The organism is Mycobacterium sp. NPDC050551 (genome assembly GCF_040674075.1).
Lineage (GTDB): Bacteria > Actinomycetota > Actinomycetes > Mycobacteriales > Mycobacteriaceae > Mycobacterium.
Map to the genome: position 1 here is coordinate 589,659 of NZ_JBFARC010000003.1, position 21,474 is coordinate 611,132.

Sequence of the window (21,474 nt, forward strand, 5' to 3'; positions counted from 1 at the left end):
AGCTCCATCGCATGAGGGCGGCCGCACTGCGGCCGCCCTCATCGCATTTCGGTGCCCTCGACGCTCAGGAGTGCGCGGCCCACCACGAGTAGAGCTGGTCGAAAGACGGCCCGCCGGGTCCCGCTTCGACTGTGCCGATGAACATCTCGTCGACATCGGTCCAGCTGACGGTCGGCCGGTTCTGGTCGAGCACGCACAGCAGCGTCCCGCTGACCTTGTCCGGAGTGGCGTTGCGCCGCCATGGGCCCGGTGACTGGATCCGGCCCGGGCACACCACCACCTGCGACGAGGCGACGAGCGATGCGAAGGCGGCGTCCAGGGCGGCGCGATCGGGATACAGCGTGTAGGTCGAGGTGTCCGGACCACCCGGATCGGTGTTCTTCGCACAGGAGACCCGGGCCACCGCCCCACCGGATACGGACGTCTGCTCGCAGGCCTGCGGCCCGTAACCGCGGGGCACCGCACGCAGCAGCCTGTCCTGGGCCTCGGTGTCGACCGGTGCGGGCTCGGAGGTGGTGGCTGCCGACGTGTCGGCGGCCGGCGACGGCTTGAACAGCCACATCGCCACAGCGACCACCAGGACGACGGCCAGCAGTGCGCCACCGCCGACGAGCAGCACGCGCAGCGGTACGGCGTTCCCCTTCGGGCGCGGCATGACAGGAGGCGGCGCGTGGTAGAGACCTGACCATTGGCCCTCCGTCGCAACGTATTCGGGCGGTGGGCCGGCGGCAGGCTCCGTGCCGGGTGCGCCCGCGTCATCCCAGCGGGGCTCGTAGCGCTGTGCGTGTCCGGCGTCGACCACCGGCTGGACGACCGGGTCGCCCGGAGGTTCCCAGCCGGGCGTGACGGCCGGCGACTCGAAGTGGGCCATCGGCTGGATCACGGGATGGCTCGGCGCTTCCCACGCATCACACGAGGCCGGTGGCGCCGCGGCGGTGCGATCCTCGGTGTCAGGCGCCGGCTGCGCGGCGGCCGGTGCGACATCGGTGGAGTCGGCGTCCGCCGGGGTCTCGCCGCCGAGGTTCCAGTCGGGGTCGAACGACGGCACCGGGAACGGTAGCTCTGCGGTCTGACCGGCATGCGCACCCGCCGGCGACTCCCAGGCGCCGTCGAACGGCCTGGGATCCGGCGCCACGGCGTCCGGTTCGTCGTAGCGCGGCGGCGGCTCGCCCGGCGGAACCGTCTGCGATTCCCAAGGATCCGACGTCGGGGGCGGCGGCGGCCACGTCATGACGGCACCTCGGCCCGGCTCGTCTTCACTTCACAACCCCCCATGGTGACCCCGGTCGGGTCGCAGAAACGTGCGGGCATGTGTCTCGGTCGGCGGAACTCGCAGACAAGACTAGTAGGCGGTCACCCCGGCGGCGCGCTCTCATCGCGGCGCCGGTCGATGCGTCCGGTGGCTCAATCGAGCTGGTCGATCAGCTGCTCGATGGCGCTCACCGCCGAACCCGGTACCGGCTCCTCGGCCTCGGCGCAGACGATGTCCGCCTCGTTGACTCCGGCGGCCTGTGCGGTCTCGCCGATGGTGAGGTTGGCGCGGCGCCGTACCGCGTAGAGCCGCTGGCCCAGGGTGGCGTTCGGTGCCGTCGCGCCGAGCATCGTGAGATCGTCGATGCGACCACGGACCGAGCTCAACGCCTTGATCAACGCCGGGGTCACCCTGCTGATCCGAGCCGCGCGCGCCGCGACCGCCTCCAGCTGCCGCAGGTCCGCGAGGATGGCCGACACCCGCGGCGTGAACTGGGGGTCATCGATCGGTGGCAGTGCGTCCGCGGCCGAGGCCAGCGTGTGCACGGCGGTCACGACGGCCTGGGCGACGAGCGGGATCTCGTCGCTCGTGGTGGCGACCGCGGCGGTGGTCTGTGCGGCTTCCTCGTCAGGTACCGGAGTCTGTCCGTCGCGGAGCCGGGCGATGGTCCCCGGCGGCCACCGCAGGACCTCCTCGAGCTTTGCCCGGGTTCGCTCCCGCGGCCAGCTCCGGCCTTTCTCGAAGGCGATCAGCGCGCCGGCGTTGATGATGCCGTCGGCAGCCAGGCTGCGCTGACTGATGTCGAGCTCACGCCGTCGTGCGGCGGCGGCGGCACCGGCCCGGACCATTCCTGGATCGACCGCTCCCGTTGCCTCGTCGATCGACTCCGCATTGGTCATTGGACGGCGTATTCCTCGCTGGGGTGGGCGGCGGCTCCGACGTCGCAATACTAGACGTCACCGTAGCGGGCGCTACGACTCGGGTCGGGTACTGCGTCTCACAGCCGTTTCAAAGCTACACCTCGGTGCCGTCGCGGCCAAGCGAATCGCTACGGTTGCGCGCCTGATTGTGTCGCGTGGCTGGTCGAGCGGGGGAGCAAACCACCAGTTCAAACGCTTTTCATGGATGAGCCGTAGCGGGTAGTTGCAACGCTTCGGTATTGCGCTCCGCTTAACTGTTGCATCGCTACGGTTGTTGCTATACATTTCTCCTCATGCGGTGCAGAACCGCCGAGCAGCAGAGGAGCCGAACCCCATGAGCAACGTGACCTTCCTGGAGATCCCGGTCGGAGCCTGCACCCGCGATCCCGAGCGGTGGACCACCACGGCCGACGAGGATGCCAAGGCGATCTGCCGCGGGTGCCCCCGCCGGTGGATGTGCGCCCGCGACGCCGTCGAACTGCCCAAGGCCGAGGGACTGTGGGCCGGCATCGTCATCCCGGAGGCCGGCCGCGGCCGCACCTTCGCGCTGCGCCAGCTTCGTTCGCTGGCCGAGCGCAATGGATACCCGGTGCGAGCGGTCCGCCGGTACTACCCCGAGTCGGCGTAACCGCCCGGCCATCTGCCCTCCTGCCGCCGCGTCGAGGGGACGGCGGCGGGAGGGCAGAATGCTGTCCACGGAATAGCGCGGGGACAGCCGCGGTTACATCATCCGACGGTGCCGGGCATGCCCCGGGCTCCACCCCTCAAGTCGCTACGAGCGACCACTCGCCGAGAGGCGCCATGGCGGCATCGTCCCAGCTTCGACCTATGGCCGGTCCTCGAGACCGGCCATAGTCGTCAGCAGCGCCGCGATGAAGGCGTCGACCTCGTCTTCGTCGTAGCCGCGACGACCCAACGGCGCCTTCGGGAATCGAATGCCCCGCACGTCGTCGGCCGTGAGATGGCCCCGGCCGTCGAGGCGCCGGGCCACCAGCGCCAGCAGGTCGTTGACCGACTTCGGGTCATACCCCCGGCGGTGCCACGCACACTTCCCGAAGGTGGCACCGCGGACCTGGTCGGCGGTCAGCGCCCCGGCGGCTCGGCTCATGCCGGAATGGTAGGCCCACACACGCCGCGGAAGTTATCCACAGGGCGCTCGTCCGAGCCGTCGTCATCGTCGGACCCGGGACCTAGCGTGCGAGGCATGACCAACTGGATCAACACCGTCAGCCGCGACCACGTCGAACGTGCCGTCCGCGGCCGCTTCACCCAGGCCAACCACGGCAAGCCGCACGCCCTGCGCAGAATGGCCCGCGGCGACTGGATCGTCTTCTACTCACCACGCACCGCCCACCCCGACGGCGAACCGCTGCAGGCGTTCACGGCGATCGGGCAGGTGGTCGACGACGAGCCCTACCAGGCCGAGCTGCCAGGCGATCAGCAGCCGTGGCGCCGCAACGTCGACTTCCTCGAGTGCACCGAGACGCCGATCCGCCCACTCATCGAGCACCTCGAGTTCATCGAGAACAAGCAGCGATGGGGCTACAAGTTCCGGTTCGGCGTCTTCGCGATCGGCGACCACGACCTCGACGTCATCCGCGCCGCGGTGGCAGGTGTCGCCGCGCCGTAGATTGGCACGGTGAGCAACACCGACCCGGCGCCCGCCGAGGTCGTCTGCGCCGCTCCGCCGTTCGCCGGTGTGCTGCACCCCCGGGACGTGCCACTCGGCGGGCCGCGCGCGATGCGCGTCCGCCGCACGCTGCCGCAGCGCGACCGGTCACTCATCGGCGCCTGGTGCTTCGCCGACCACTACGGGCCGCACGACGTGTCCGGCGGACCCGGTATGGACGTGCCGCCGCACCCGCACACCGGACTGCAGACGGTCAGCTGGCTCTTCAGCGGCGAGGTCGAGCACCGGGACAGTGCGGGAGTGCACGCCATGGTCCGTCCCGGCGAGCTCAACCTGATGACCGCGGGCGCAGGCATCTGCCACTCCGAGGTGTCCACCCCCGCGACCACCGTCCTGCACGGCGTCCAGCTCTGGGTCGCCCTTCCCGAACCCGACCGCGACACCGGCCGCGACTTCGCCCATCACGTTCCGCGGCCCCGCACCACCGGCGGGGTCACCCTGCGCGTCTTCCTCGGCGAGGCCGAGGGCGCACGCTCGCCGGTGGCGACTTTCACACCACTGCTCGGCGCCCAACTCGACCTGGAACCGGGGGCGGTGGTGGTCCTCGAGGTGGACTCCGGATTCGAGCACGGCGTTCTGCTCGACCGGGGCGACGTGGAGGCGGCGGGAGTCCGGCTCGACGCCGCCGAGATGGTGTTCCAACCTGCCGGCCGGCACGAGCTGAGCATCGTCAACCGTGGCGACGGGCCCGCACGCATGATCCTGCTCGGCGGTCCGCCCTTCGGCGAGGAGCTGCTGATGTGGTGGAACTTCGTCGGCCGCAGCCATGCCGACATCACCGCCTACCGGCAGGCGTGGGAAGCCGGATCCGATCGGTTCGGCACGGTGCACGGCTACCGCGGCCGGGTACCCCGGCTACCGGCCCCGCCGATGCCCAACGGCACGCTGCGGCCACGGCGCAACCCCAGATGACGACCGGGACGAAGACGACGACCAGGAGACACCATGACCACTGACAAGACCGGGGCACCCACCACCGTCACCGCCGAGGACACCAGGTTCACCATCGCGGTGGAGGGCCGCACCGTCGGGCTCGCGGAGTACGCCGACCGCGACAAGCAGCGGGTGTTCACCCACACCGAGGTGGACGGCGAGTTCGAAGGACGGGGTCTGGCGACGATCCTGGTCGCCGAGGCGTTGCAGCAGACGCGCGACGCCGGCCTGCGGATCGTCCCGGTCTGCAAGCTCGTCGCGAACTACGTCGAGAAGCACGACGAGTTCTCCGACGTGGTCGATCCGGTCGACAGGGACATCAAACGCTGGCTGTCCAGCCGGTGAGCGGGGCCCGCTAGGGTCGGCGCGGTGACAGCACAGAGCCGCGCCGGGTCCGCCTACTTCCAGCGCGACGGCGACGCGTTCGTTCCCACCTCGTCCGCCCGCGGTCCCTGGGGCGAGTCGGTGAGCGGGAACTTCGTCGGAGGCCTGCTCGGGCATCTCGTCGACGCCGAGCCGGCCGCGGACGACGACATGCACCCTGCGCGTCTCACCGTGGATCTGTTGCGACCGGTCGCGATGGCGCCGGTGCGCGGGCGCACCCGGCTGGTCCGGCGGGGACGGCGGCTGCACCTCATCGACGCCGAACTGCTGCAGGACGACACCGTGGTGGCGCGGGCGAGCGCACTGCTGCTGCGCCGCGGTCCTCAGCCCGACGACGACGCATGGACGCTGCCGATCACGATGCCGCCGATCCCGCCGGATCCCGCCGACGTCGACGGCCGCACCGTGCTGCTGTGGGTTTTCGGTGCCGGAGCCGAGCACAGCGGGCCCAGTACCGATCTGAGTGGCTGGCAGCACGGCGGGCCGAAGTCGGTGTGGGTGCGCGACATCACCCCGCTGGTCGACGGCGTCGAGCTGACACCCTTCACCCGCGCCGCGATCGCCGGCGACTACGCCAGCTCGCTGACCAGTTTCGGCAGTACGGGGCTGCCGTTCATCAACGCCGACTACTCGGTCTCGCTCAACCGGTTGCCGGACGGCCCGCACATCGGCCTCAGCGCGCTGACCCATCACAGTCACGACGGCGTCGCCACGGGCGTGGCCGCCATGTTCGACCGTCTCGGCCCGATCGGCAGCGCCACCACGACCGCGCTGGCGAATCCGGGATTCGCGCCGCCGGCCCGCTAGCGCGGCTTCAGGCCGAGCCCAGATACTGTGCGGTGCTGCCACCCAGCGGGATCTCGGGCATGCCGAGCTTGCGGTGGTCCCAGCTGCGCGTGCGCTCCGGCACCACGCGTACGGCGATGCGGTTGTTCATCATCTGGTCGACGAACGGTCTCATGTCGTCGCTGTACGGCCCCGTGTAGCGCTCCCACACGCTGATGCCCACGCGCAGAAGCAGTTCCGGGTCGTCGTCGACGATCTCCGCGCGCCCGTCGATCGACACTCCGCGCAGGGTGTTGTAGGTGTCGCCGTCTTCGATCATCACCGTGATGGTCGGATCGCGACGCAGGTTGACCGCCTTCTGCGACTTGGCCTTGGTCTCGAACCAGATCTCGCCGTCGAGCACCGCGTACCACATGGCGACCAGATGTGGCCTCCCGCTGGGGAGCACCGTCGCCATGGTGGCGGTGCGGCTGCGGTCGATGAACTCGGAGATCTCGGCGTCGGACATCACGATCTTGCCGCGCTCGTTCTTGCCCATCGGTAATGCCTATCAGGCGTCGGCGCGCGCGATGGTCACCGGGATGCCGTTGAGCGCACCGTTGCCCGACGGTTCGTCGAGGAAGGTCGGCGGCGACAGCACGTTGGTGTTGACGCCGGGCGAACCGTTGGCCACCGACAGCCTCGTGCCGGGCCTGCCGTGGCCCCACCCGTGCGGCATCGACACCACCCCGGGCTTGATCGCGTCGGTGACCTCCACGGGCACCTCGATGCTGCCGCCGGCCGAGGTGACGGCGACGCGGTCACCGGTGCTCAGCCCGCGCCGCGCGGCGTCCTCCAAGTGCATCAGCAGCGTGCAGCGGTCCCTGCCCTTCATCAGCGACGGCACGTTGTGCAGCCACGAGTTGTTCGATCTCAGGTGCCTGCGGCTGACGAGCACCAGATCGTCGGGCGCCCGCTCGACCCGGGCGGCCAGCCGGGGCAGGTCGTCGAGCAGGTACTGCGGGGCGAGGCGGATCTTGGAGTCGGGCGTGCCGAGGATGGCGGGCACCTGCGGCACCATCGGACCGAAGTTGACGCCGTTCGGGGTGGCCTTGAGCCGCTCGAGGGTCAGGCCGTCCGGATCCTCCCCGTAGCGGTCGCCGAACGGACCGGTGCGCAGTGTGAGGTCGAGGATGCGCTCCGGCCCGCCGTGGTCGTAGTGGCGGCGGATCTCGGCGCCGTCGAGACCCTGGGTGAATGCCAGGTAGTCGAAGAACCCGTCGTCGATGGCGGCCACGTCGACGTCCTCGGCGGGGGTGCCGGTGCACAGTCCGGTCAACCGGATCAGGATCTCCCACTCGTGCGGCCGGTCGGGGTCCTCGGGCGCGAACACCGGCGACGAGTAGTTGGCGACGCTGTTGATCGCGAAGTTGAGGATGAGGTCGTCGTGGTGCGGCTGCTCCAACGGCGACAGGCCGGGCAGGATGACGTCGGCGTGCCGGGTGGTCTCGTTGATCCACAGGTCGACGGCGATCATCGCGTCCAGCGTGGGCAGCACCTCGTCGAGGTGGTGCCCGCCCGGGGTCGACAGCACGGGATTGCCCGCGACGGTGATCAGCGCCTTGATCTGGCCGTCGCCCGGCGTGGCGATCTCCTCGGCCATGCAGGACACCGGCACCTGACCGAGCACCTCCTTGGCGCCGCGGACGCGGGTGCGGTAGCGGCCGAACTCGGGCAGCCCGCCCTCCAATCCCGGTTGCGGCTGAACGGTCAGCGACCAGGCAGCGGCGCGCGGGAACATCGCGCCGCCCGGCACGTCGAAGTGTCCGGTGAGGATGTTGACGACGTCGACGAGCCAGCTGGCCAGGCTGCCGAACTCCTGGTTGCACAACCCGATCCGGCCGTACACGACCGCGCGCTCGGTGGTCGCGAGCTCACGGGCGAGTGCCCTGATGCGCTCGGCGGCGATGCCGGTCGGGCCGGCCACCCGTTCGGGCGACCAGTCGGCGGCGGCGTCACGCAAGCGGTCGACACCGTCCACGTGATCCTGCATCGCCCCGAGTGAGACGAGGTCCTCGGCGAACAGGGTGTGCACGACGGCCAGCAGCAGCGCGGCGTCGGTGCCCGGCGTGATGGGCAGCCATTCGTCGGCATGGGCGGCCGTCGCGGTGCGGACGGGGTCGACCACCAGGACGCGGCCGATGTCGCCGATGATGCCCATGACGTCGGGTGCGGCCAGCAGCGATCCCTGCGACGCCGCCGGGTTGGCGCCCATCACCACCAGCAGGTCCGTGCGCTCGATGTCGGGCACCGGGAAGCTCCACCAGCCGCCGTACATCAGGTGCGACGACAGGTTCTTCGGCCACTGGTCGACGGTGCCCGGCGAGTAGGTGACCGGCATCCCCGACATTCCCAGCAGCACACCGGTGTAGCGCGCCAGCGAGAAGGAGTGGGCGAGCGGATTGCCGGTGTAGGCGGTGACCGCGCCGATGCCGTACTGCTCGATGACCGGCGCGAGCAGTTCGGTGCAGCGCCGGAACGCGGCGTCCCAGGACACCTCCCGCCACTGCCCGTCCACCTTGATCATCGGCGCCCGGATGCGGTCGGGGTCGTCGTGGACCGCGCCGAGCGTGGCGCCCTTGGGGCAGAGGTGTCCGTGGCTCCAGGTGTCGTCGCGGTTGCCCCGGATGCCCGCCACCTTCCCGTCGGTGACCTGGATCTCCAACCCGCACATGGCTTCACACAGCGGGCAGGTGTAGAGGTGGCGGCCGTCCTGCCCGATGCCGGCCAGTGGCACGCCCAGTTCGGTGGTCATCGGACCTCCTCGTCTTTGTTGTGACAGACTGTAACGACAAAGGGGATGGGTGGGAGGCCGAATCGTGGCAACGGCGAAGGCGGCTCCGCGGCGAAGGCACGGTTCCCGCCGCGATCCCGCCATCGACGCGGCGGTACTGGCGACGACGCGCGAATTGCTGACCGCGCGGGGCTACGCGGCGACGACGATCGACCTGATCGCCGCCACGGCGGGCGTGAGCCGCCCGGCGGTGTACCGACGCTGGAGTTCGAAGGCCCAGCTGGTGCACGAGGCGCTCTTCCCTGACCTGGGATTGGAGCAACCCGAGGACGACTTCGCCGCCGAGATCGTCCGGCTGTGTCGCGGAGCGATGCGGATGTACGGCGACGCCGCGGTGCGCGAGGCGATCCCCGGCCTGCTCAACGACCTTCGCGCGGACCGTCATTCGCGGCGGGTGCTCAGCGACCGGTTGGAGGCGGCGGCCCGCGGTGAGCTGGCCGCGCGGATCGACGAGGCGGCCAGGTCAGGAGTGGCCCGCGACGCCGTCGGCGCCGACATCATCATGGACGTGATCGCCGGTGGCGCCTGGTACGCGGTGTGCGTGCGGCGGGTCCGCGACGTCGACACCGCGGCGCGCGAACTCGCCGAACTCGTGCTGCGCGGCGTGCTCACTCCCGGTCACCGGTAGCACCGCGTTCGCTGGTTAGCCTGACCGATGCTGACTACTGTGGCCTGCGTGTGGGTGGGGTCGCGGTGTGTCAGGGGTGTCAAACGGTCGACGGTCGGCGGCCTGCGGGTCGGGCTCGCCGTGCTGGGCGCCGCAACGGTGCTGACCGCCTGCACCTCCGAGGTCACCGGTTCGCCGGTCACCGCGGCGGGCCCGCCGCCCGGCACCGTCGACATCGCCGGCCTCGACGTCGGCAACTACCCCACCAAGCCCGCACCGCTGGGCACCGCGGGCACCCCCGAAGTGGGGGCGATCGTCGAGGCCCAGCGGATGGCCAATTACGTGACGGGACCGTGGGAGGTGGACCCCGCATTGGTCGTGGGCTACATCAGGCAGCCCATGGTGCTCATCCCCCGGCAGGTCTCGGTACCCATCTTCAAGGAGATCGGCCGGGCCGCGGAGCGCCACCAGTTCGTCAACGGCTTCTTCGTCTCGCGCCGGTCGAAGGACGACACGACGTTCCTGCACAACGCTGTCCTGCGCTTCCCCGATCCCGGCGCCGCTGCCGCGGCGGTGGCCGACATCGCCAAAGCGGCGGGCGATGTCCAGCTGCCGATGCAGGCGGGCCCGCCGGTGCCCGCGCCGATCCCGGGCCATCCCGACTCCGTCGCGTCCAGCAGTACCCACACCAACGGTCCGAGGACCTGGGCCACCGTGCGGTCCGCGACCCCCCGCGGGCCCTATGTGCTGGTGCAACAGGTGCAGTCGGCGGGCGGGGTGGAGGCGACAACGGCGCTGGTCGCCAGGACACTCGACCTGCAGGGCCCCCTGATCGACAAGTTCAGGGCGACGGCTTTGGCAGAATTCGCCGACCTGCAGATCGATCCGACCGGCCTGCTGGCCAAGACGTTGCCGATCGCGCCCAAGGACGCCACCCTCATCCAGCGGACCGTGTACGAGCGACGAGGGGCACTGCACCTGCAATCCGACCCCGTGCTGTCCGCGGCGACATTCGATCGCGCTGGCATGGATCTGCTGGCGTATGCGAAGACCAACCTGTACCAGGGCCGCGACGAGGCCGGTGCGCAGCTGATGGCCGACGCGTTCGTCGACGAATTGGCGGCCACCAGCACACCCGCGGACGGGGTGCCGAACCTGCCCGACAGTCGCTGCCTCGCCCTCCAGCAAGGCGGCCACTTCTGCTACGCCGTCGCCGACCGCTACCTGATCGAGGTCAACGCAATGCAGCTCGCCGACGCCCATCAACGCGTTTCGGCTCAATACGCCATGCTGATGGCCGGATGAAGATCGCCACCCCGACAACCATGCTGGTCAGGGCCCTGCCGTTCTGGCTGACCGCAGCGATGCTGGTGACCGCCTGCGCGCCGACGGTCACGGGTCAGGCCCTCAGGGACCCCGACGCGCCACCTGCGGTCACGCTGGACACCGGCAACTACCCCACCGCCCCGCGGCCTGCACTGGGCGTCGCCGGCCCGAACGGCGCCGCCATCGAGGCCCATCGGATGGCCGACGCCGTCGTGGGCCCGTGGGAGGTCGATCCTTCGCTGCTCGAGATCAACGCGAACACCAGGGTTTGGAAAGAACCCCGGGCGCTGGTGACGTCGATCCCCGAGCCGGTGCCGACCATCGCCGCGAACAATCACTTCCTCACCGGGTTCAGCACCTCCCGCTCGTCCGACGCGCCCGGCGCCACCCTGGCCGCGCTGGAGATCGCGGTGATGCGTTTCCCCACGGTCGAGGACGCCGCAGCAGCCGCGGCGACGATGCCTGCGCAGACCGCGGCGCGATCGCAGCCCGTTCCGCTGGACGGCCACCCCGACGCCACGGCCGCGTCGACCGAAGTGCCCGGTGGCGTTGGCATGTTCAGCTACACCCCGCGCGGCGTCTTCGTCATCTACACCTGGGCGAGGGCGCGCGACAGCAACACCGACGTGGCCGCCCGGGCGACTGCACGAGCACTCGACCTGCAGAAGCCGCGCCTGGACGCGTTCGTCCCCACCCCGCCCGACGAGTTCTCGAAGCTTCCGGTCGACCCCGACGGCGTACTCGCCCTGGCCGTCCCCGTTGCGCCCGGCGACCTCACGGTGGTGCACGGCTCGTGGAATCCCCGTGGCGCGCTGCACTATTCGACCAACCCCATCGTCTCGGGCGCACTGTTCGACAAGGCGCACGTCACGACCGTGGCCAACGCACTGGACACCCTGTACCGGACCGAACAGCCCGCGGACAGCACGACTCTGCTCGACGGGCTGCTCGACGAGGCCTCGCGCGAACCCAACCCCCGACGCACCGACATCGCACCTGTTCCCGGTGTGCCTGCCGCGCGCTGCGTCGACAACGGCGAGGTTCCTCCCGACGCACCGAAAACCGGTTCACCGCGCTTCGAGTGCCGCTTCAGCGTCGACCGCTATGTGGCGTCGCTGTCGTCGCAGCAGCTCGAGGATCTCCACCAGCGCACCGCCGCCCAGTATCTGATGTTGACCGCGACGTGACCCGGATGAGAACAGGGCAGCCATGCCGTTGAGTGAAGGGACCGTCCTCGGCGGTTACACCATCGAGTCGGTGCTGGGCGCCGGCGGGATGGGCACCGTCTACCGGGCGAAGCACCCGAGCCTGCCCCGGAGCGACGCCGTCAAGGTGCTCAGTGCCGAGATGTCACAGGACCAGATGTTCCGCGCCCGCTTCCTGCGGGAGGCCGACATGGCCGCGACGCTCGACCATCCCAACATCGTCACCGTGTACAACCGCGGCGAGACCGACGGCCAGCTCTGGATCGCCATGCAGTACGTGGCGGGCAGCGACGCCGACCGGGAGACCACGCAGGGTCGCATGACACCCGGACGGGCGGTGTACGTCGTCGGCGAGGTCGCCAAAGCGCTCGACTACGCACACCGGCGGCAGATCCTGCATCGCGACGTCAAACCCGCCAATTTCCTGATCAGCGCCAACGACGACGGTGAGGAGCGGGTCTTCCTCGCCGACTTCGGCATCGCCCGCGCCGTCGACGAGGCCGTCGGGCTCACCCAGACCGGCACCGTGATGGCCAGCGTCGCCTATGCCGCACCGGAGGCCCTCGAGGGCACCCACATCGATCACCGCACCGACATCTACGCCCTCGGCTGCGCTCTCTACCGGCTGCTCACCGGGGCCACCCCGTTCTCGAAATCCGGTGGCCTCTCCGCGGTCGCCACCGCACACCTGATCTCACCGCCGCCCCGCGTCACCGATCGGATCCCGGCGCTGCCAGGGGCTTTCAACGACGTCATCGCGAAGGCGATGGCCAAGGACCCAAACCAGCGCTACCAGTCGGCCCGCGAGCTGGCCCAGGCGGCGTCCGCCGCGCTGGCGGGCGGGCCCGCACCGGGTGGCAGCACACAGCAGTGGGCCACCGCGCCCCCGCCGCACCTACCCGGCCCGCCGCCGCGGTCGCCGAACGACCCGATCACCTACCCCAGCGGCTGGCACCCCGCCAACGATCCGGTCACCGGATCGCGGCCACCCCTGCCGCAGCAGCACTTCGGTCCTCCGCCGGTGGCCCCGCCGAGCCAGCCGGCCGCACCGCCCCGGCGCGGCCGCAGGAAACTGGTCGTCGGCGCTGCGATCGCCGCGACGGTGATCCTGGTCGCCGCGATCGCGGGGTTCGTCCTCGCCGGCGGGCCCGACGTGCCGCCCTATGAGGCACAGAGTTTCGCCCACGCGTTCGGCGAGACCGATCTCACCGCCGCGCCCGCCGCCGTCGCCGCGGTCGGCGCGGGCGATGCCGATGCCGTGCTCTCGCTGGGCGTGACACCGGTGGTGGCCTTCGCCCCCAACGCGCAGCTCCCCAGCTGGGAGCAGGACAAGGTCGGCCAGTCGACCGATGTGCTCGGCTTCATCGACACCGCCGCGGTGGCGGCCGCCAAGCCCGACGTGATCATCGCGACGAGCGGAGTCGACGAGAATACCTACGAGCGGCTCTCGGCCATCGCGCCGACGATCACCCAACCCGAAGCCACCGACTCCCAGAAGTGGACGTGGCAGGAACAGCTCAAGTGGGTCGGCCGGATCCTGGGCAGGCAGGGCCGCGCCGACGAACTGCTCGGCGAGGTCCGCGACCAGCGGGCCGACCTGGAGAGCCAGAACTCGCAGCTCGTCGGGAAGTCGGTGGAAGCGCTCACCCTGTCCGATGACGGCGTGGCTCAGATCCTCATTCCGTCCAACACCGCGGACTACCTCGAGAGCCTGGGACTGCGCTACAACGCCGAACTGCGCCGCGGCCCGGGCGACACCACCACGGCCCGCTCGGTCACCGATCTCAGCAAGCTCTACCAGATCAAGAGCGAGGTGCTGGTGGTGATCCGGACCGACAGCGCGGCGGGCGGCGGCGGCTACGACGGCCTCCCGAACGAGGTGAAGGCGTTCACCGGTGACCTGATCATCGTCGACGACAAGAACACCGTGGCCGCGCTGGCGCAGCCGGGCGGTTACCTGGCGACCCAGTACCTCGATTCGAGGCTGGTGCCTGCGATGGCGCAGCGGATCAAGTAGCGCTCCCGCCGCGCCGGATGGGCGTGCGGCACCGCTCGGTCACGCCGTGATCTTGTCCGCGATCGCCTGCGCCACCGCGGCACCGGCCAGGGGATCTTCCGGTTTGCAGGCACGCACGTCGACGGCGACGTTGCGCCGGACGGTCAGCGCCCGTTCGCACTTCAGCGGCGGGCCGCTTTCACGTTGACGCTCAACGGAGATCGTCAGCATCTCGCCGGTGACGGCGGAGGGACCGAGGACGACGGGTTCGATGTCGTCCGCGCCGCCACCCCAGTTCACGGTCATCGGCTTCGACTGGCATTCGGCCCACTGGTCGGCCTGTCGCTTGAAGAAGGCCTTGGCGCTCCCCTCGTCGGGGAATGCCGCCAGCCCCTGGATCACCTGGTGGAAGGCCTTGGGTTCCTCGCTGACCACCTGGCCCGCCACACCGGTGGTCGGGAACGCGATGTACGTCGCCTTGTTCAGGGTGGCCCAGGCGCTGAGGCAGTTCGGTGGCGTCGGCGGATCCACCGTGCCGCCGGACGCCAGCACCGCTGTCACCCCGGTGGGCACCAGCCCGGACGTCTGCAGGAGGGTGTCGAGGTCGGCCGCCGACATCAGGTACGTGCGAAGCGCCGCCGGGTCGACGTTGCCCGCGGGCGCCGGACTCGTCGACGAGGGTTTCGGCGTGCCACTCGGCGGGGTGCTCGATTTCGGCGGTGGCGGCCAGGTGTTGGTGCGGGGCGGACCCGACGCGGTGTCGTCACCCCGCCCGACGGTGAACTCGTACGCCGCGAACGCACCGCCCGCGACGAGGATGCCTGCCAGGAATGCCGCGCCGATCGCCAGTCCGCGCCGCCGGCCCTTCTTCTCGGGCTTCGGCGCGACGGTGATGGACTGCGGCGACGACCCCGGCGGGTACCACCCGGGCGGCTGCTGGAACTGTGGCTGCGGCGCGGGCGGAAACGGCTGGTGACCCTGGGCGGCGCCGTACGGCGCCGGCGGCGGCGTGCCGGGAGGCCGCTGACGGGCGGGCCAGTCGGCGGTGTAGTCCTCACCCTCGTGGCCGCCCGCTCGGCGCGGATCGTGCGTGTTCATCAGCTCACCCTTCCGGTGGTTTCGGACCAGCCGCCCATCTCTTTGCTGCTGCCCGTGAACGTGGCCCCGAGTATGCCAGACCGCATCGGTTAGCGCTTCGGTTTCTCGATCGGATTATTGACGGAACTGTAGCATCCGCGGATCACCGCGCCGCTCCGCAAACGGAGCGGGCCTCGCTCAGCCATTCCAGGAAACCGGCTTGAACTGCTGCTATCCGTCCTGAAGGGCTCATTGTCAGCGACTCTCCGCGCGGACGGATTTGCACCGCCGTAGGCCGAAACCGGAGCAGGTGCTTCATATTCGCGATACCGGTGCTACAGTTACGACGGCGCCGGACGAGGCGCCGAGAAGATTGCGGAACACGCTGACGAAGGGGGTGGCAGAGCGATGACCGACGGTCCTGGTGCACCCGGCGTTCCCGCCCTGCGGATCCACTGCGGCCTCGACGCAGGCACCTGCACGGTGCGCCCCGATGACGGCCCCGTGACCATCGGCCGGATCCCGCCGGCCCGCATCCTGGTCAACGACCCGCGCATCTCCAGCAGGCACGCCCGCATCGACGCCCTCTCAGGCCACTGGGTGCTGACCGACCTCGGCAGCACCAACGGCACGTATGTCGACGGGCACCGCATCGGCATCACCGCCATCACCGACGGCATGACCGTGCACCTGGGCAACGCCGACGGCATCCCGGTGTCCTTCACCTCGATCGCCGAGCCGGAGGCCGACGACGCCGATCCAGGCGACGATTCGGAGGACGACCCGGTGGACGCGGTCGACGAGCGTCTCCTGCGTGCCGGTCAGGCCGTCGCCGAGCGGCGCCGCGAACTCGGGCTGTCCCAACGGGACCTGCTCGCCCTCGGGGTGGCGAAGAGCCAGGGGACGCTGGTCAACTTCGAGAACGGCCGCACGTGGCCGCGCAGGAGCAGCCGCGCCCGCCTCGAAGAGGTGCTGAAGTGGCCGCCCGGCACCATCGCCGCGATCGTGGCGGGCGAGTCCGGGCCCCCGGCGCCCGGCACTGAACCCGCCGACGACAACACCGAGGTGCTGTCGAACACCGTCGAGATGCAGCTGGTGGTCGACGCCGCGGAGATCGGGCTGCACGGGATCAACGCGCGCATCCTCACTCTTCCCGGCCTCGACGACCCCGGGTATGTCGATCAGGTGGGCGATCTGCTGAAGGAACTGCGCAGGCTGGAGTCGATGATCAGCCGGGCCACCCTGGCGGCCAACGCGGGCGCCGACCTGGCGGTGCTGCTGAGCGAAGTCCGGCGCGCCTACAGCGATCTGATGGGCCGCGCCGCCAAGGCGCCCGGCGCGGCGCTCGGGCCGCGCCTCTACACCGCGCGCCACCGCAGCGAATTGCGCGTCGACGAAATAGCCTCTGCCGCAGGCGTCGACGCGCGCGTCGTCACCGCCGCCGAAGCCGATCAGGCCGTCGACGCCGCGTCCGCTGAGGCACTGGAATCGGTGATCGCCACCCTCACCCGGCACTGGAGCGCCTGACATGACTTCTCACCGCAAGAGGTCCGCCGCCGCCCTGGGCGTCCTCGCTCTCTGCACCGCGGCGCTGCTCACCGGCTGCGGCAACGACACCACCGTCAAGGGCACGCCGGTGTCGGGTCTCTTCGACCCCTTTTCCGTCGGCGGCCTGCCGGTGACCGACGGCCCCAGCGACGTCCGCGACGACGCCCCGCCGCCGGTCGGCGAGGTGCGCAACACCGACGGCGGCCAGATCGACCAGTTGATGTTGCTGACCACCAACGACGTCGCGAACTTCTGGCAGCAGAACTACGGGACACTGCCGGGCGCCTTCCGCCCTGTCCAGAACTTCCTGTCCTACGACTCCCAGGACCCGCAGTCGCCGGAGGTATGCGGGGCCCGCACGTACAAGCGTCCCAACGCGTTCTACTGTCACCGCGAGCGCCTGATCGCCTGGGACCGCGGCCTTCTCGTCCCTCTCGGGGTCGAGTACTTCGGCAAGACGTCCGCGGCCGGGCTGATGGCCCACGAGTACGGGCACGCCGTCCAGCGGATGGCCGGGCTGGTCAACCCGCGCACCCCGACCATCGTCTTCGAGCAGCAGGCCGACTGCTTCGCCGGGGCCTACATGCGGTGGGTCGCCGAGGAGGAATCCCCGCGGTTCACCCTGAGCACCGGCGACGGCCTGAACAAGATCCTCGCCGCCGTCATCGCCAGCCGGGACCCCGTGCTCACCCCCGCCGACGCCGAGATGATCGAGGAGGGTCACGGCACCGCCCTGGATCGGGTCACCGCCGCGCAGATCGGCTTCGTCTCCGGCGTCTCCGCCTGCGCCGCCATCGATCTGGACGAGATCTACCAGCGCCGCGGCGACATCCCGATGGTGCTGCAGGCCGACGAGGAGACCGGTTCGGTGGACAGCGGTCAGCTGCCCATCGGCCAGGAGTCCATCTCCTCCCTGGTGGAAGTCCTCAATGTCGTCTACAAGCCCGAGCAGCAGCCGGCCCTGTCGTTCGACACCTCGGCCGTGTGCCCCGACGCCAAGGCCGCCGCACCGGTGACGTACTGCCCGGGGACCAACACCATCACCGCAGACCTGCCGATGCTCGAAGAGATGGGCAAGGCCGCCAACGAGGACGACGACGGCGTGCTGCTGCAGGGCGACAACACCGCACTGTCGGCCGTGACGTCGCGCTACATGGTGGCCCTGCAGCATCAACGCGGCCTGGCCCTCGACACCGCGACCGCAGCGATGCGCACCGCATGCCTCACCGGCGCCGCCGACCGCGAGCTGGTCGAGCCGATCACGCTGCCGTCCGGTGGCAACTTCCAGCTGACCGCGGGCGACGTCGACGAAAGCGTGTCGGGACTGCTCACCAACGGCATCGGCGCCAGCGACGTCAACGGCTACGCGGTGCCCGCCGGCTTCACCCGCATCCTGGCCTACCGCGCCGGCCTGCAGACGAACGCCGACCGCTGCTTCGACCAGTTCGCGGACGAGTAACCGATGACGCCGCCAGTGACGCCCGATCTCCGGAGGTACGCGTGACCGACAGAGCCTTGGCAGCTCCACCGCTGACGGTGTGGCTGGGATCGGCGATGTACACGTTCCCGGCCGGTCGCGAGGTCACCGTCGGCCGCGGTGACCAGTGCGACATCCGTGTCGACGTGCCCGAGCGGCAGGCGATCTCACGGGTGCACGCGGTGCTGCGCCACGACGGTCAGCAGTGGGTGGCCGTCGACAACAAGAGCCGCAACGGCATCTACAGCGGCGGCGCACGCCAAGCGAGGGTGTTCATCGACGACGACGTCGACGTGACGCTCGGCGCCCCCGACGGCCCCCGGCTGACCTTCCGCACCGGCAGCCAGCAGCTCAACGTGATCAGCAGTCCCGTCGCGCCGGGCCCCTGGCCGTCGAACCCGCCGCCGTCGCGGCCGTCGACCGGTGCCATCCCCGCACCACCCGCACACCGGCCGCCGCCCCAGCCACGTCCCGTACCGCGGCAGACGCCGCAACCCGGCCCGCCGCGGCCCGCCACACCTCCGCCGCCTCCGCCGCACCGCGGCGCAGCGCCGGTGACCGGCCCGAGGTCTGCGCCGCCCGTGGTGCCGCAACCCGCACCGGACGAGGATCTTCTCGGCAAGGTGACCGGTGCGGTCAAACGTGTGGTGCGGCCGACGGCCACCCCCGCACCGGCGGGCGCCCTGTCCGTCGGCCGGTCGGCGAGCAACACGATCGTGGTCGACGACGCCCTCGCTTCCCGCGTGCACGCCTACCTCGTCGCCGTGCCCAGCGGCATGGAACTGCGCGACAACCGGTCCAGCAACGGCACTTTCGTCAACGGCGAACGCGTCACCAGCATCGTCTTGCGACCCGGCGACACCGTCGCGATCGGCAACACCGACCTCACCTTCACCGGCACGACGCTGACGCCTAAGGCGGCCACCCCGCAGGCCGGCGGTCTGCAGGCCTACCAGCTGGGCCTGGTGGTCGACGACGACAAGTCGCTGTTGTCCAACGTCAGCTTCACTGCCGGGCCCGGCACCCTGACCGCGGTCATCGGACCCTCCGGCGCGGGGAAGTCGACCCTGATCAAGCTGCTCGGCGGCGCCACCCAGCCCACCACGGGTGTGGTGTCCTTCGACGGACACAACGTGCAGGCCGAGTACGCCTCGCTGCGGTCCCGGATCGGGATGGTGCCTCAGGACGACGTGGTGCACCGCCAGCTCACCGTCACCAAAGCGCTCAACTACGCTGCGCAACTGCGTCTTCCGCCGGACACCAGCAGCGCCGACCGCAAGGCCGTCGTCGCGCGCGTGCTCGCCGAACTCGAACTCACCGAACACGCCGACAAGCGGGTCGACAAGCTGTCCGGCGGGCAGCGCAAACGCGTCTCCGTCGCGATGGAACTCCTCACCGGCCCGTCGCTGCTCATCCTCGACGAGCCGACCTCCGGGCTCGACCCGGCGCTCGACCGCCAGGTGATGTCGATGCTGCGCCGGCTGGCCGACGCCGGCCGCGTCGTGGTCGTCGTCACCCACTCACTGACCTACCTGAGCATGTGCGACCAGGTGCTGCTGCTGGCACCCGGCGGCAAGACCGCGTTCGCGGGCCCGCCGGCGCAGATCGCCGCCGCCATGGGCACCAACGACTGGGCCGACATCTTCGCCTGGGTGTCGACCAATCCCGATGCCGCCCACCAGGCCTACCTCGGCCGCAACCCGTCCGCGGCGAAACCGCCGAAGCCCTCCCCGGCCGCCGGGCCACTGGGGCAACCGGCGCGGACCAGCTCGGTCAAACAGATGCTGACGGTCCTGCGCAGGCAGGGCCGGCTGCTGGTCGCCGACCGCGGCTACTTCCTCTTCCTGGCGGTGCTGCCGTTCATCCTCGGGGCGCTGTCGCTGGTGGTGCCCGGCGACGTCGGGCTCGGCGAGGCGGACCCGCGCGGCTCGTCGCCCAACGAGCCGACGCAGGTGCTGATCCTGCTGAACATCTCGGCGGTGTTCATGGGAACCGCACTGACACTGCGCGACCTCGTCGGTGAGCGCCCCATCTTCCGCCGCGAACAGGCCGTCGGGCTGTCCGCCGGGGCCTACCTGGTGGCCAAGGTCGTCGTCTACAGCATCGCGGCGGCCGCGCAGGTCGCGATCCTGACCGCCATCGTGGTCGCGGGCAAGGGCGGACCCACCCAGGGCGCGCTGGCGCTGGGCGATGCCACCGCGGAACTGTATGTCGCGCTGGCGATCACGGCCATCGTCTCGGCGCTGCTGGGATTGTTGCTGTCGTCGATCGCCAAGTCCAGCGAGCAGATCCTGCCGATGCTCGTCGCCGCGATCATGCTGTCCATCGTCTTCTCCGGCGGGCTGATACCGGTGACCGCGCGGGTCGGCCTCGACCAGGTGTCGTGGTTTCTGCCCGCCCGCTGGGGATTCGCCGCCTCGGCGGCGACGGTGGACCTGCTGAAGATCGCCCCGCTGGTCACCGTCGACGACCCGCTGTGGCGCCACGAGCCGACGTGGTGGCTGTTCGACATCGGAATGCTGATCTTGCTGGGGATCGCATTCACCCTCGCGGTGCGCTGGCGGCTGCGGCTGCCGAGTCTCGGCGCGTCCGCGGCGGATACCGACTCCCGCAAGGGCGTGCCCGGCTGGCTGGTCGCGGTCTTCGCGCTGCTGGCCGCCGCCGCGCTGGTCGCGGCGCTGTCGGTGGTGACCCGCGGCGGCGGCACCCGAGATCCCCAGGCAGCCCCCGACATTCCCGAGCAGGGCCCCGCACCCACCCAGGAGGCCATCGCTCCGGCGCAACTGCAGGGTCTGCTCCTCGACCCGGACGCCGTCGGCTCGGTGATGGCGGCGTTGGCCGGCGCCACCGCCCAACCGCTCTCCCAGTTCGGCACCGCCACGGTGACGCCGCCCGAATGCGCCGGCGCCGCCGACGCCGGGAACACCGCCAGCTACGCCACATCCGGGTTCACCGGTGTCGCCGGCCGGCGTCTCACCGACCCGGGCGAGCCCCGCGTCGCCGTCGACCAGTACGTGTCGAGCTACCCCGACGCGGACGCGGCGGCGATCTACCAGGACGAGCAGATCAACGCCTGGCAGGCCTGCACCGACACCACGGTCGGCGTCGGCACCCCGCCAGCCGCCGTCCGGCAGTTCATCGTCGGCCCGTCGAACAGCGATGACGGCCGGCTCACGGTCAGTCTCACTGAGGACGGAAACCGTTGCCAGCGTGCGCTGCTCACCGATTCGAACGTGGTGATCGACGTCCGGGCGTGCGGTCCGGACGTGGACCAGCAGGCCGGCGACATCGCCGCCCAGATCGCCGACAAGATCTCATGACCGGCTCATCCGAGTCCCGGAAGGAGGGCTGACCACGCCGACCAGGCGCTGCCCAGAGATCCGTGGGCCGCATACCGCAGGACAACCGATCGACCACCGCACCCCGGGTGCGGAGACCAG

At 70.6% G+C, this 21,474-nt stretch carries 18 protein-coding genes; 12 read left to right on the forward strand and 6 right to left on the reverse strand.

Annotated elements, in window-relative coordinates; all coding sequences use genetic code 11:
- Positions 1 to 64: 64 nt before the first annotated feature.
- Positions 65 to 1,231 (reverse strand): hypothetical protein, encoded by a 1,167-nt coding sequence (locus tag AB0K11_RS15240; protein WP_364977816.1) that lies wholly within the window; start codon positions 1,229 to 1,231, stop codon positions 65 to 67.
- A 173-nt stretch (positions 1,232 to 1,404) separates the two neighbouring features.
- Positions 1,405 to 2,151 carry a transcriptional regulator gene (locus tag AB0K11_RS15245; RefSeq protein ID WP_364977818.1) on the reverse strand — a complete coding sequence of 249 codons (747 nt, stop codon included), beginning with the start codon at positions 2,149 to 2,151 and terminating at the stop codon, positions 1,405 to 1,407.
- Positions 2,152 to 2,506: 355 nt separating this feature from the next.
- Between AB0K11_RS15245 and AB0K11_RS15250 the strand changes: the two genes are divergently transcribed.
- Positions 2,507 to 2,800 (forward strand): WhiB family transcriptional regulator, encoded by a 294-nt coding sequence (locus AB0K11_RS15250; protein ID WP_264014862.1) that lies wholly within the window; start codon positions 2,507 to 2,509, stop codon positions 2,798 to 2,800.
- A 198-nt stretch (positions 2,801 to 2,998) separates the two neighbouring features.
- Here AB0K11_RS15250 and AB0K11_RS15255 read toward each other — a convergent pair whose 3' ends face one another.
- Positions 2,999 to 3,280, reverse strand: a complete 282-nt coding sequence (locus AB0K11_RS15255; protein WP_364977821.1) for a DivIVA domain-containing protein — start codon at positions 3,278 to 3,280, stop codon at positions 2,999 to 3,001.
- 96 nt (positions 3,281 to 3,376) lie between these two features.
- Here AB0K11_RS15255 and AB0K11_RS15260 point away from each other — a divergent pair, with 96 nt between their 5' ends.
- The 4 genes from AB0K11_RS15260 to AB0K11_RS15275 are packed head-to-tail and all read left to right on the forward strand — an operon-like array spanning position 3,377 to position 5,986.
- Entirely contained in the window at positions 3,377 to 3,802 is a 426-nt protein-coding gene (locus tag AB0K11_RS15260) for an EVE domain-containing protein (RefSeq protein WP_364977823.1), read from the forward strand.
- Positions 3,803 to 3,811: 9 nt separating this feature from the next.
- The gene (locus AB0K11_RS15265; protein ID WP_364977825.1) at positions 3,812 to 4,774 is read left to right on the forward strand and encodes a pirin family protein; all 963 of its coding nucleotides are present in this window, start codon (positions 3,812 to 3,814) and stop codon (positions 4,772 to 4,774) included.
- A gap of 33 nt (positions 4,775 to 4,807) precedes the next feature.
- The gene (locus tag AB0K11_RS15270; RefSeq protein ID WP_364977827.1) at positions 4,808 to 5,140 is read left to right on the forward strand and encodes a GNAT family N-acetyltransferase; all 333 of its coding nucleotides are present in this window, start codon (positions 4,808 to 4,810) and stop codon (positions 5,138 to 5,140) included.
- A 24-nt stretch (positions 5,141 to 5,164) separates the two neighbouring features.
- Positions 5,165 to 5,986 carry an acyl-CoA thioesterase domain-containing protein gene (locus AB0K11_RS15275; RefSeq protein ID WP_364977829.1) on the forward strand — a complete coding sequence of 274 codons (822 nt, stop codon included), beginning with the start codon at positions 5,165 to 5,167 and terminating at the stop codon, positions 5,984 to 5,986.
- A 7-nt stretch (positions 5,987 to 5,993) separates the two neighbouring features.
- On the opposite strand, the gene AB0K11_RS15280 is transcribed toward AB0K11_RS15275, so the two are convergent.
- Positions 5,994 to 6,503: a PPOX class F420-dependent oxidoreductase gene (locus tag AB0K11_RS15280; protein ID WP_364977831.1), complete on the reverse strand. Its 510-nt coding sequence runs from the start codon at positions 6,501 to 6,503 to the stop codon at positions 5,994 to 5,996.
- 12 nt (positions 6,504 to 6,515) lie between these two features.
- A complete protein-coding gene (locus AB0K11_RS15285; protein ID WP_364977833.1) occupies positions 6,516 to 8,759 on the reverse strand; it encodes a molybdopterin-dependent oxidoreductase in 2,244 nt (747 codons plus the stop codon).
- Positions 8,760 to 8,820: 61 nt separating this feature from the next.
- Between AB0K11_RS15285 and AB0K11_RS15290 the strand changes: the two genes are divergently transcribed.
- Genes AB0K11_RS15290 through AB0K11_RS15305 form a run of 4 tightly spaced genes read left to right on the forward strand, consistent with a single transcriptional unit; the run spans position 8,821 to position 13,953 of the window.
- Positions 8,821 to 9,426, forward strand: a complete 606-nt coding sequence (locus AB0K11_RS15290; protein WP_364978501.1) for a helix-turn-helix domain-containing protein — start codon at positions 8,821 to 8,823, stop codon at positions 9,424 to 9,426.
- Positions 9,427 to 9,453: 27 nt separating this feature from the next.
- A complete protein-coding gene (locus AB0K11_RS15295) occupies positions 9,454 to 10,710 on the forward strand; it encodes a hypothetical protein (RefSeq protein WP_364977835.1) in 1,257 nt (418 codons plus the stop codon).
- Positions 10,707 to 11,918, forward strand: a complete 1,212-nt coding sequence (locus AB0K11_RS15300) for a hypothetical protein (protein WP_364977837.1) — start codon at positions 10,707 to 10,709, stop codon at positions 11,916 to 11,918. The genes AB0K11_RS15295 and AB0K11_RS15300 overlap by 4 nt, the downstream gene beginning before the upstream one ends.
- 22 nt (positions 11,919 to 11,940) lie before the next feature.
- Positions 11,941 to 13,953, forward strand: a complete 2,013-nt coding sequence (locus AB0K11_RS15305) for a serine/threonine-protein kinase (RefSeq protein ID WP_364977839.1) — start codon at positions 11,941 to 11,943, stop codon at positions 13,951 to 13,953.
- 39 nt (positions 13,954 to 13,992) lie between these two features.
- On the opposite strand, the gene AB0K11_RS15310 is transcribed toward AB0K11_RS15305, so the two are convergent.
- Positions 13,993 to 15,030 (reverse strand): sensor domain-containing protein, encoded by a 1,038-nt coding sequence (locus tag AB0K11_RS15310; RefSeq protein WP_364977841.1) that lies wholly within the window; start codon positions 15,028 to 15,030, stop codon positions 13,993 to 13,995.
- Between the two features lie 387 nt (positions 15,031 to 15,417).
- On the opposite strand from AB0K11_RS15310, the gene AB0K11_RS15315 reads away from it, so the two are divergent.
- From AB0K11_RS15315 to AB0K11_RS15325, 3 genes are all read left to right on the forward strand, one after another.
- Positions 15,418 to 16,536, forward strand: a complete 1,119-nt coding sequence (locus tag AB0K11_RS15315) for an FHA domain-containing protein (RefSeq protein WP_364977843.1) — start codon at positions 15,418 to 15,420, stop codon at positions 16,534 to 16,536.
- Position 16,537: 1 nt separating this feature from the next.
- A complete protein-coding gene (locus AB0K11_RS15320; protein ID WP_364977845.1) occupies positions 16,538 to 18,016 on the forward strand; it encodes a peptidase in 1,479 nt (492 codons plus the stop codon).
- A 95-nt stretch (positions 18,017 to 18,111) separates the two neighbouring features.
- Entirely contained in the window at positions 18,112 to 21,354 is a 3,243-nt protein-coding gene (locus tag AB0K11_RS15325) for a sensor domain-containing protein (RefSeq protein ID WP_364978504.1), read from the forward strand.
- The last annotated feature ends 120 nt before the right edge of the window (positions 21,355 to 21,474 follow it).

What these genes read in the sequence shown, in the direction of transcription:
- AB0K11_RS15260 (WP_364977823.1), top strand. Translation starts at nt 3,377, where the DNA reads ATGACCAACTGGATCAACACCGTCAGCCGCGACCACGTCGAACGTGCC.
- AB0K11_RS15240 (WP_364977816.1), bottom strand. Translation starts at nt 1,231, where the DNA reads ATGACGTGGCCGCCGCCGCCCCCGACGTCGGATCCTTGGGAATCGCAG.
- AB0K11_RS15285 (WP_364977833.1), bottom strand. Translation starts at nt 8,759, where the DNA reads ATGACCACCGAACTGGGCGTGCCACTGGCCGGCATCGGGCAGGACGGC.
- AB0K11_RS15315 (WP_364977843.1), top strand. Translation starts at nt 15,418, where the DNA reads ATGACCGACGGTCCTGGTGCACCCGGCGTTCCCGCCCTGCGGATCCAC.
- AB0K11_RS15245 (WP_364977818.1), bottom strand. Translation starts at nt 2,151, where the DNA reads ATGACCAATGCGGAGTCGATCGACGAGGCAACGGGAGCGGTCGATCCA.
- AB0K11_RS15270 (WP_364977827.1), top strand. Translation starts at nt 4,808, where the DNA reads ATGACCACTGACAAGACCGGGGCACCCACCACCGTCACCGCCGAGGAC.
- AB0K11_RS15305 (WP_364977839.1), top strand. Translation starts at nt 11,941, where the DNA reads ATGCCGTTGAGTGAAGGGACCGTCCTCGGCGGTTACACCATCGAGTCG.
- AB0K11_RS15255 (WP_364977821.1), bottom strand. Translation starts at nt 3,280, where the DNA reads ATGAGCCGAGCCGCCGGGGCGCTGACCGCCGACCAGGTCCGCGGTGCC.
- AB0K11_RS15310 (WP_364977841.1), bottom strand. Translation starts at nt 15,030, where the DNA reads ATGAACACGCACGATCCGCGCCGAGCGGGCGGCCACGAGGGTGAGGAC.
- AB0K11_RS15250 (WP_264014862.1), top strand. Translation starts at nt 2,507, where the DNA reads ATGAGCAACGTGACCTTCCTGGAGATCCCGGTCGGAGCCTGCACCCGC.
- AB0K11_RS15325 (WP_364978504.1), top strand. Translation starts at nt 18,112, where the DNA reads ATGTACACGTTCCCGGCCGGTCGCGAGGTCACCGTCGGCCGCGGTGAC.
- AB0K11_RS15320 (WP_364977845.1), top strand. Translation starts at nt 16,538, where the DNA reads ATGACTTCTCACCGCAAGAGGTCCGCCGCCGCCCTGGGCGTCCTCGCT.
- AB0K11_RS15300 (WP_364977837.1), top strand. Translation starts at nt 10,707, where the DNA reads ATGAAGATCGCCACCCCGACAACCATGCTGGTCAGGGCCCTGCCGTTC.
- AB0K11_RS15280 (WP_364977831.1), bottom strand. Translation starts at nt 6,503, where the DNA reads ATGGGCAAGAACGAGCGCGGCAAGATCGTGATGTCCGACGCCGAGATC.
- AB0K11_RS15295 (WP_364977835.1), top strand. Translation starts at nt 9,454, where the DNA reads ATGCTGACTACTGTGGCCTGCGTGTGGGTGGGGTCGCGGTGTGTCAGG.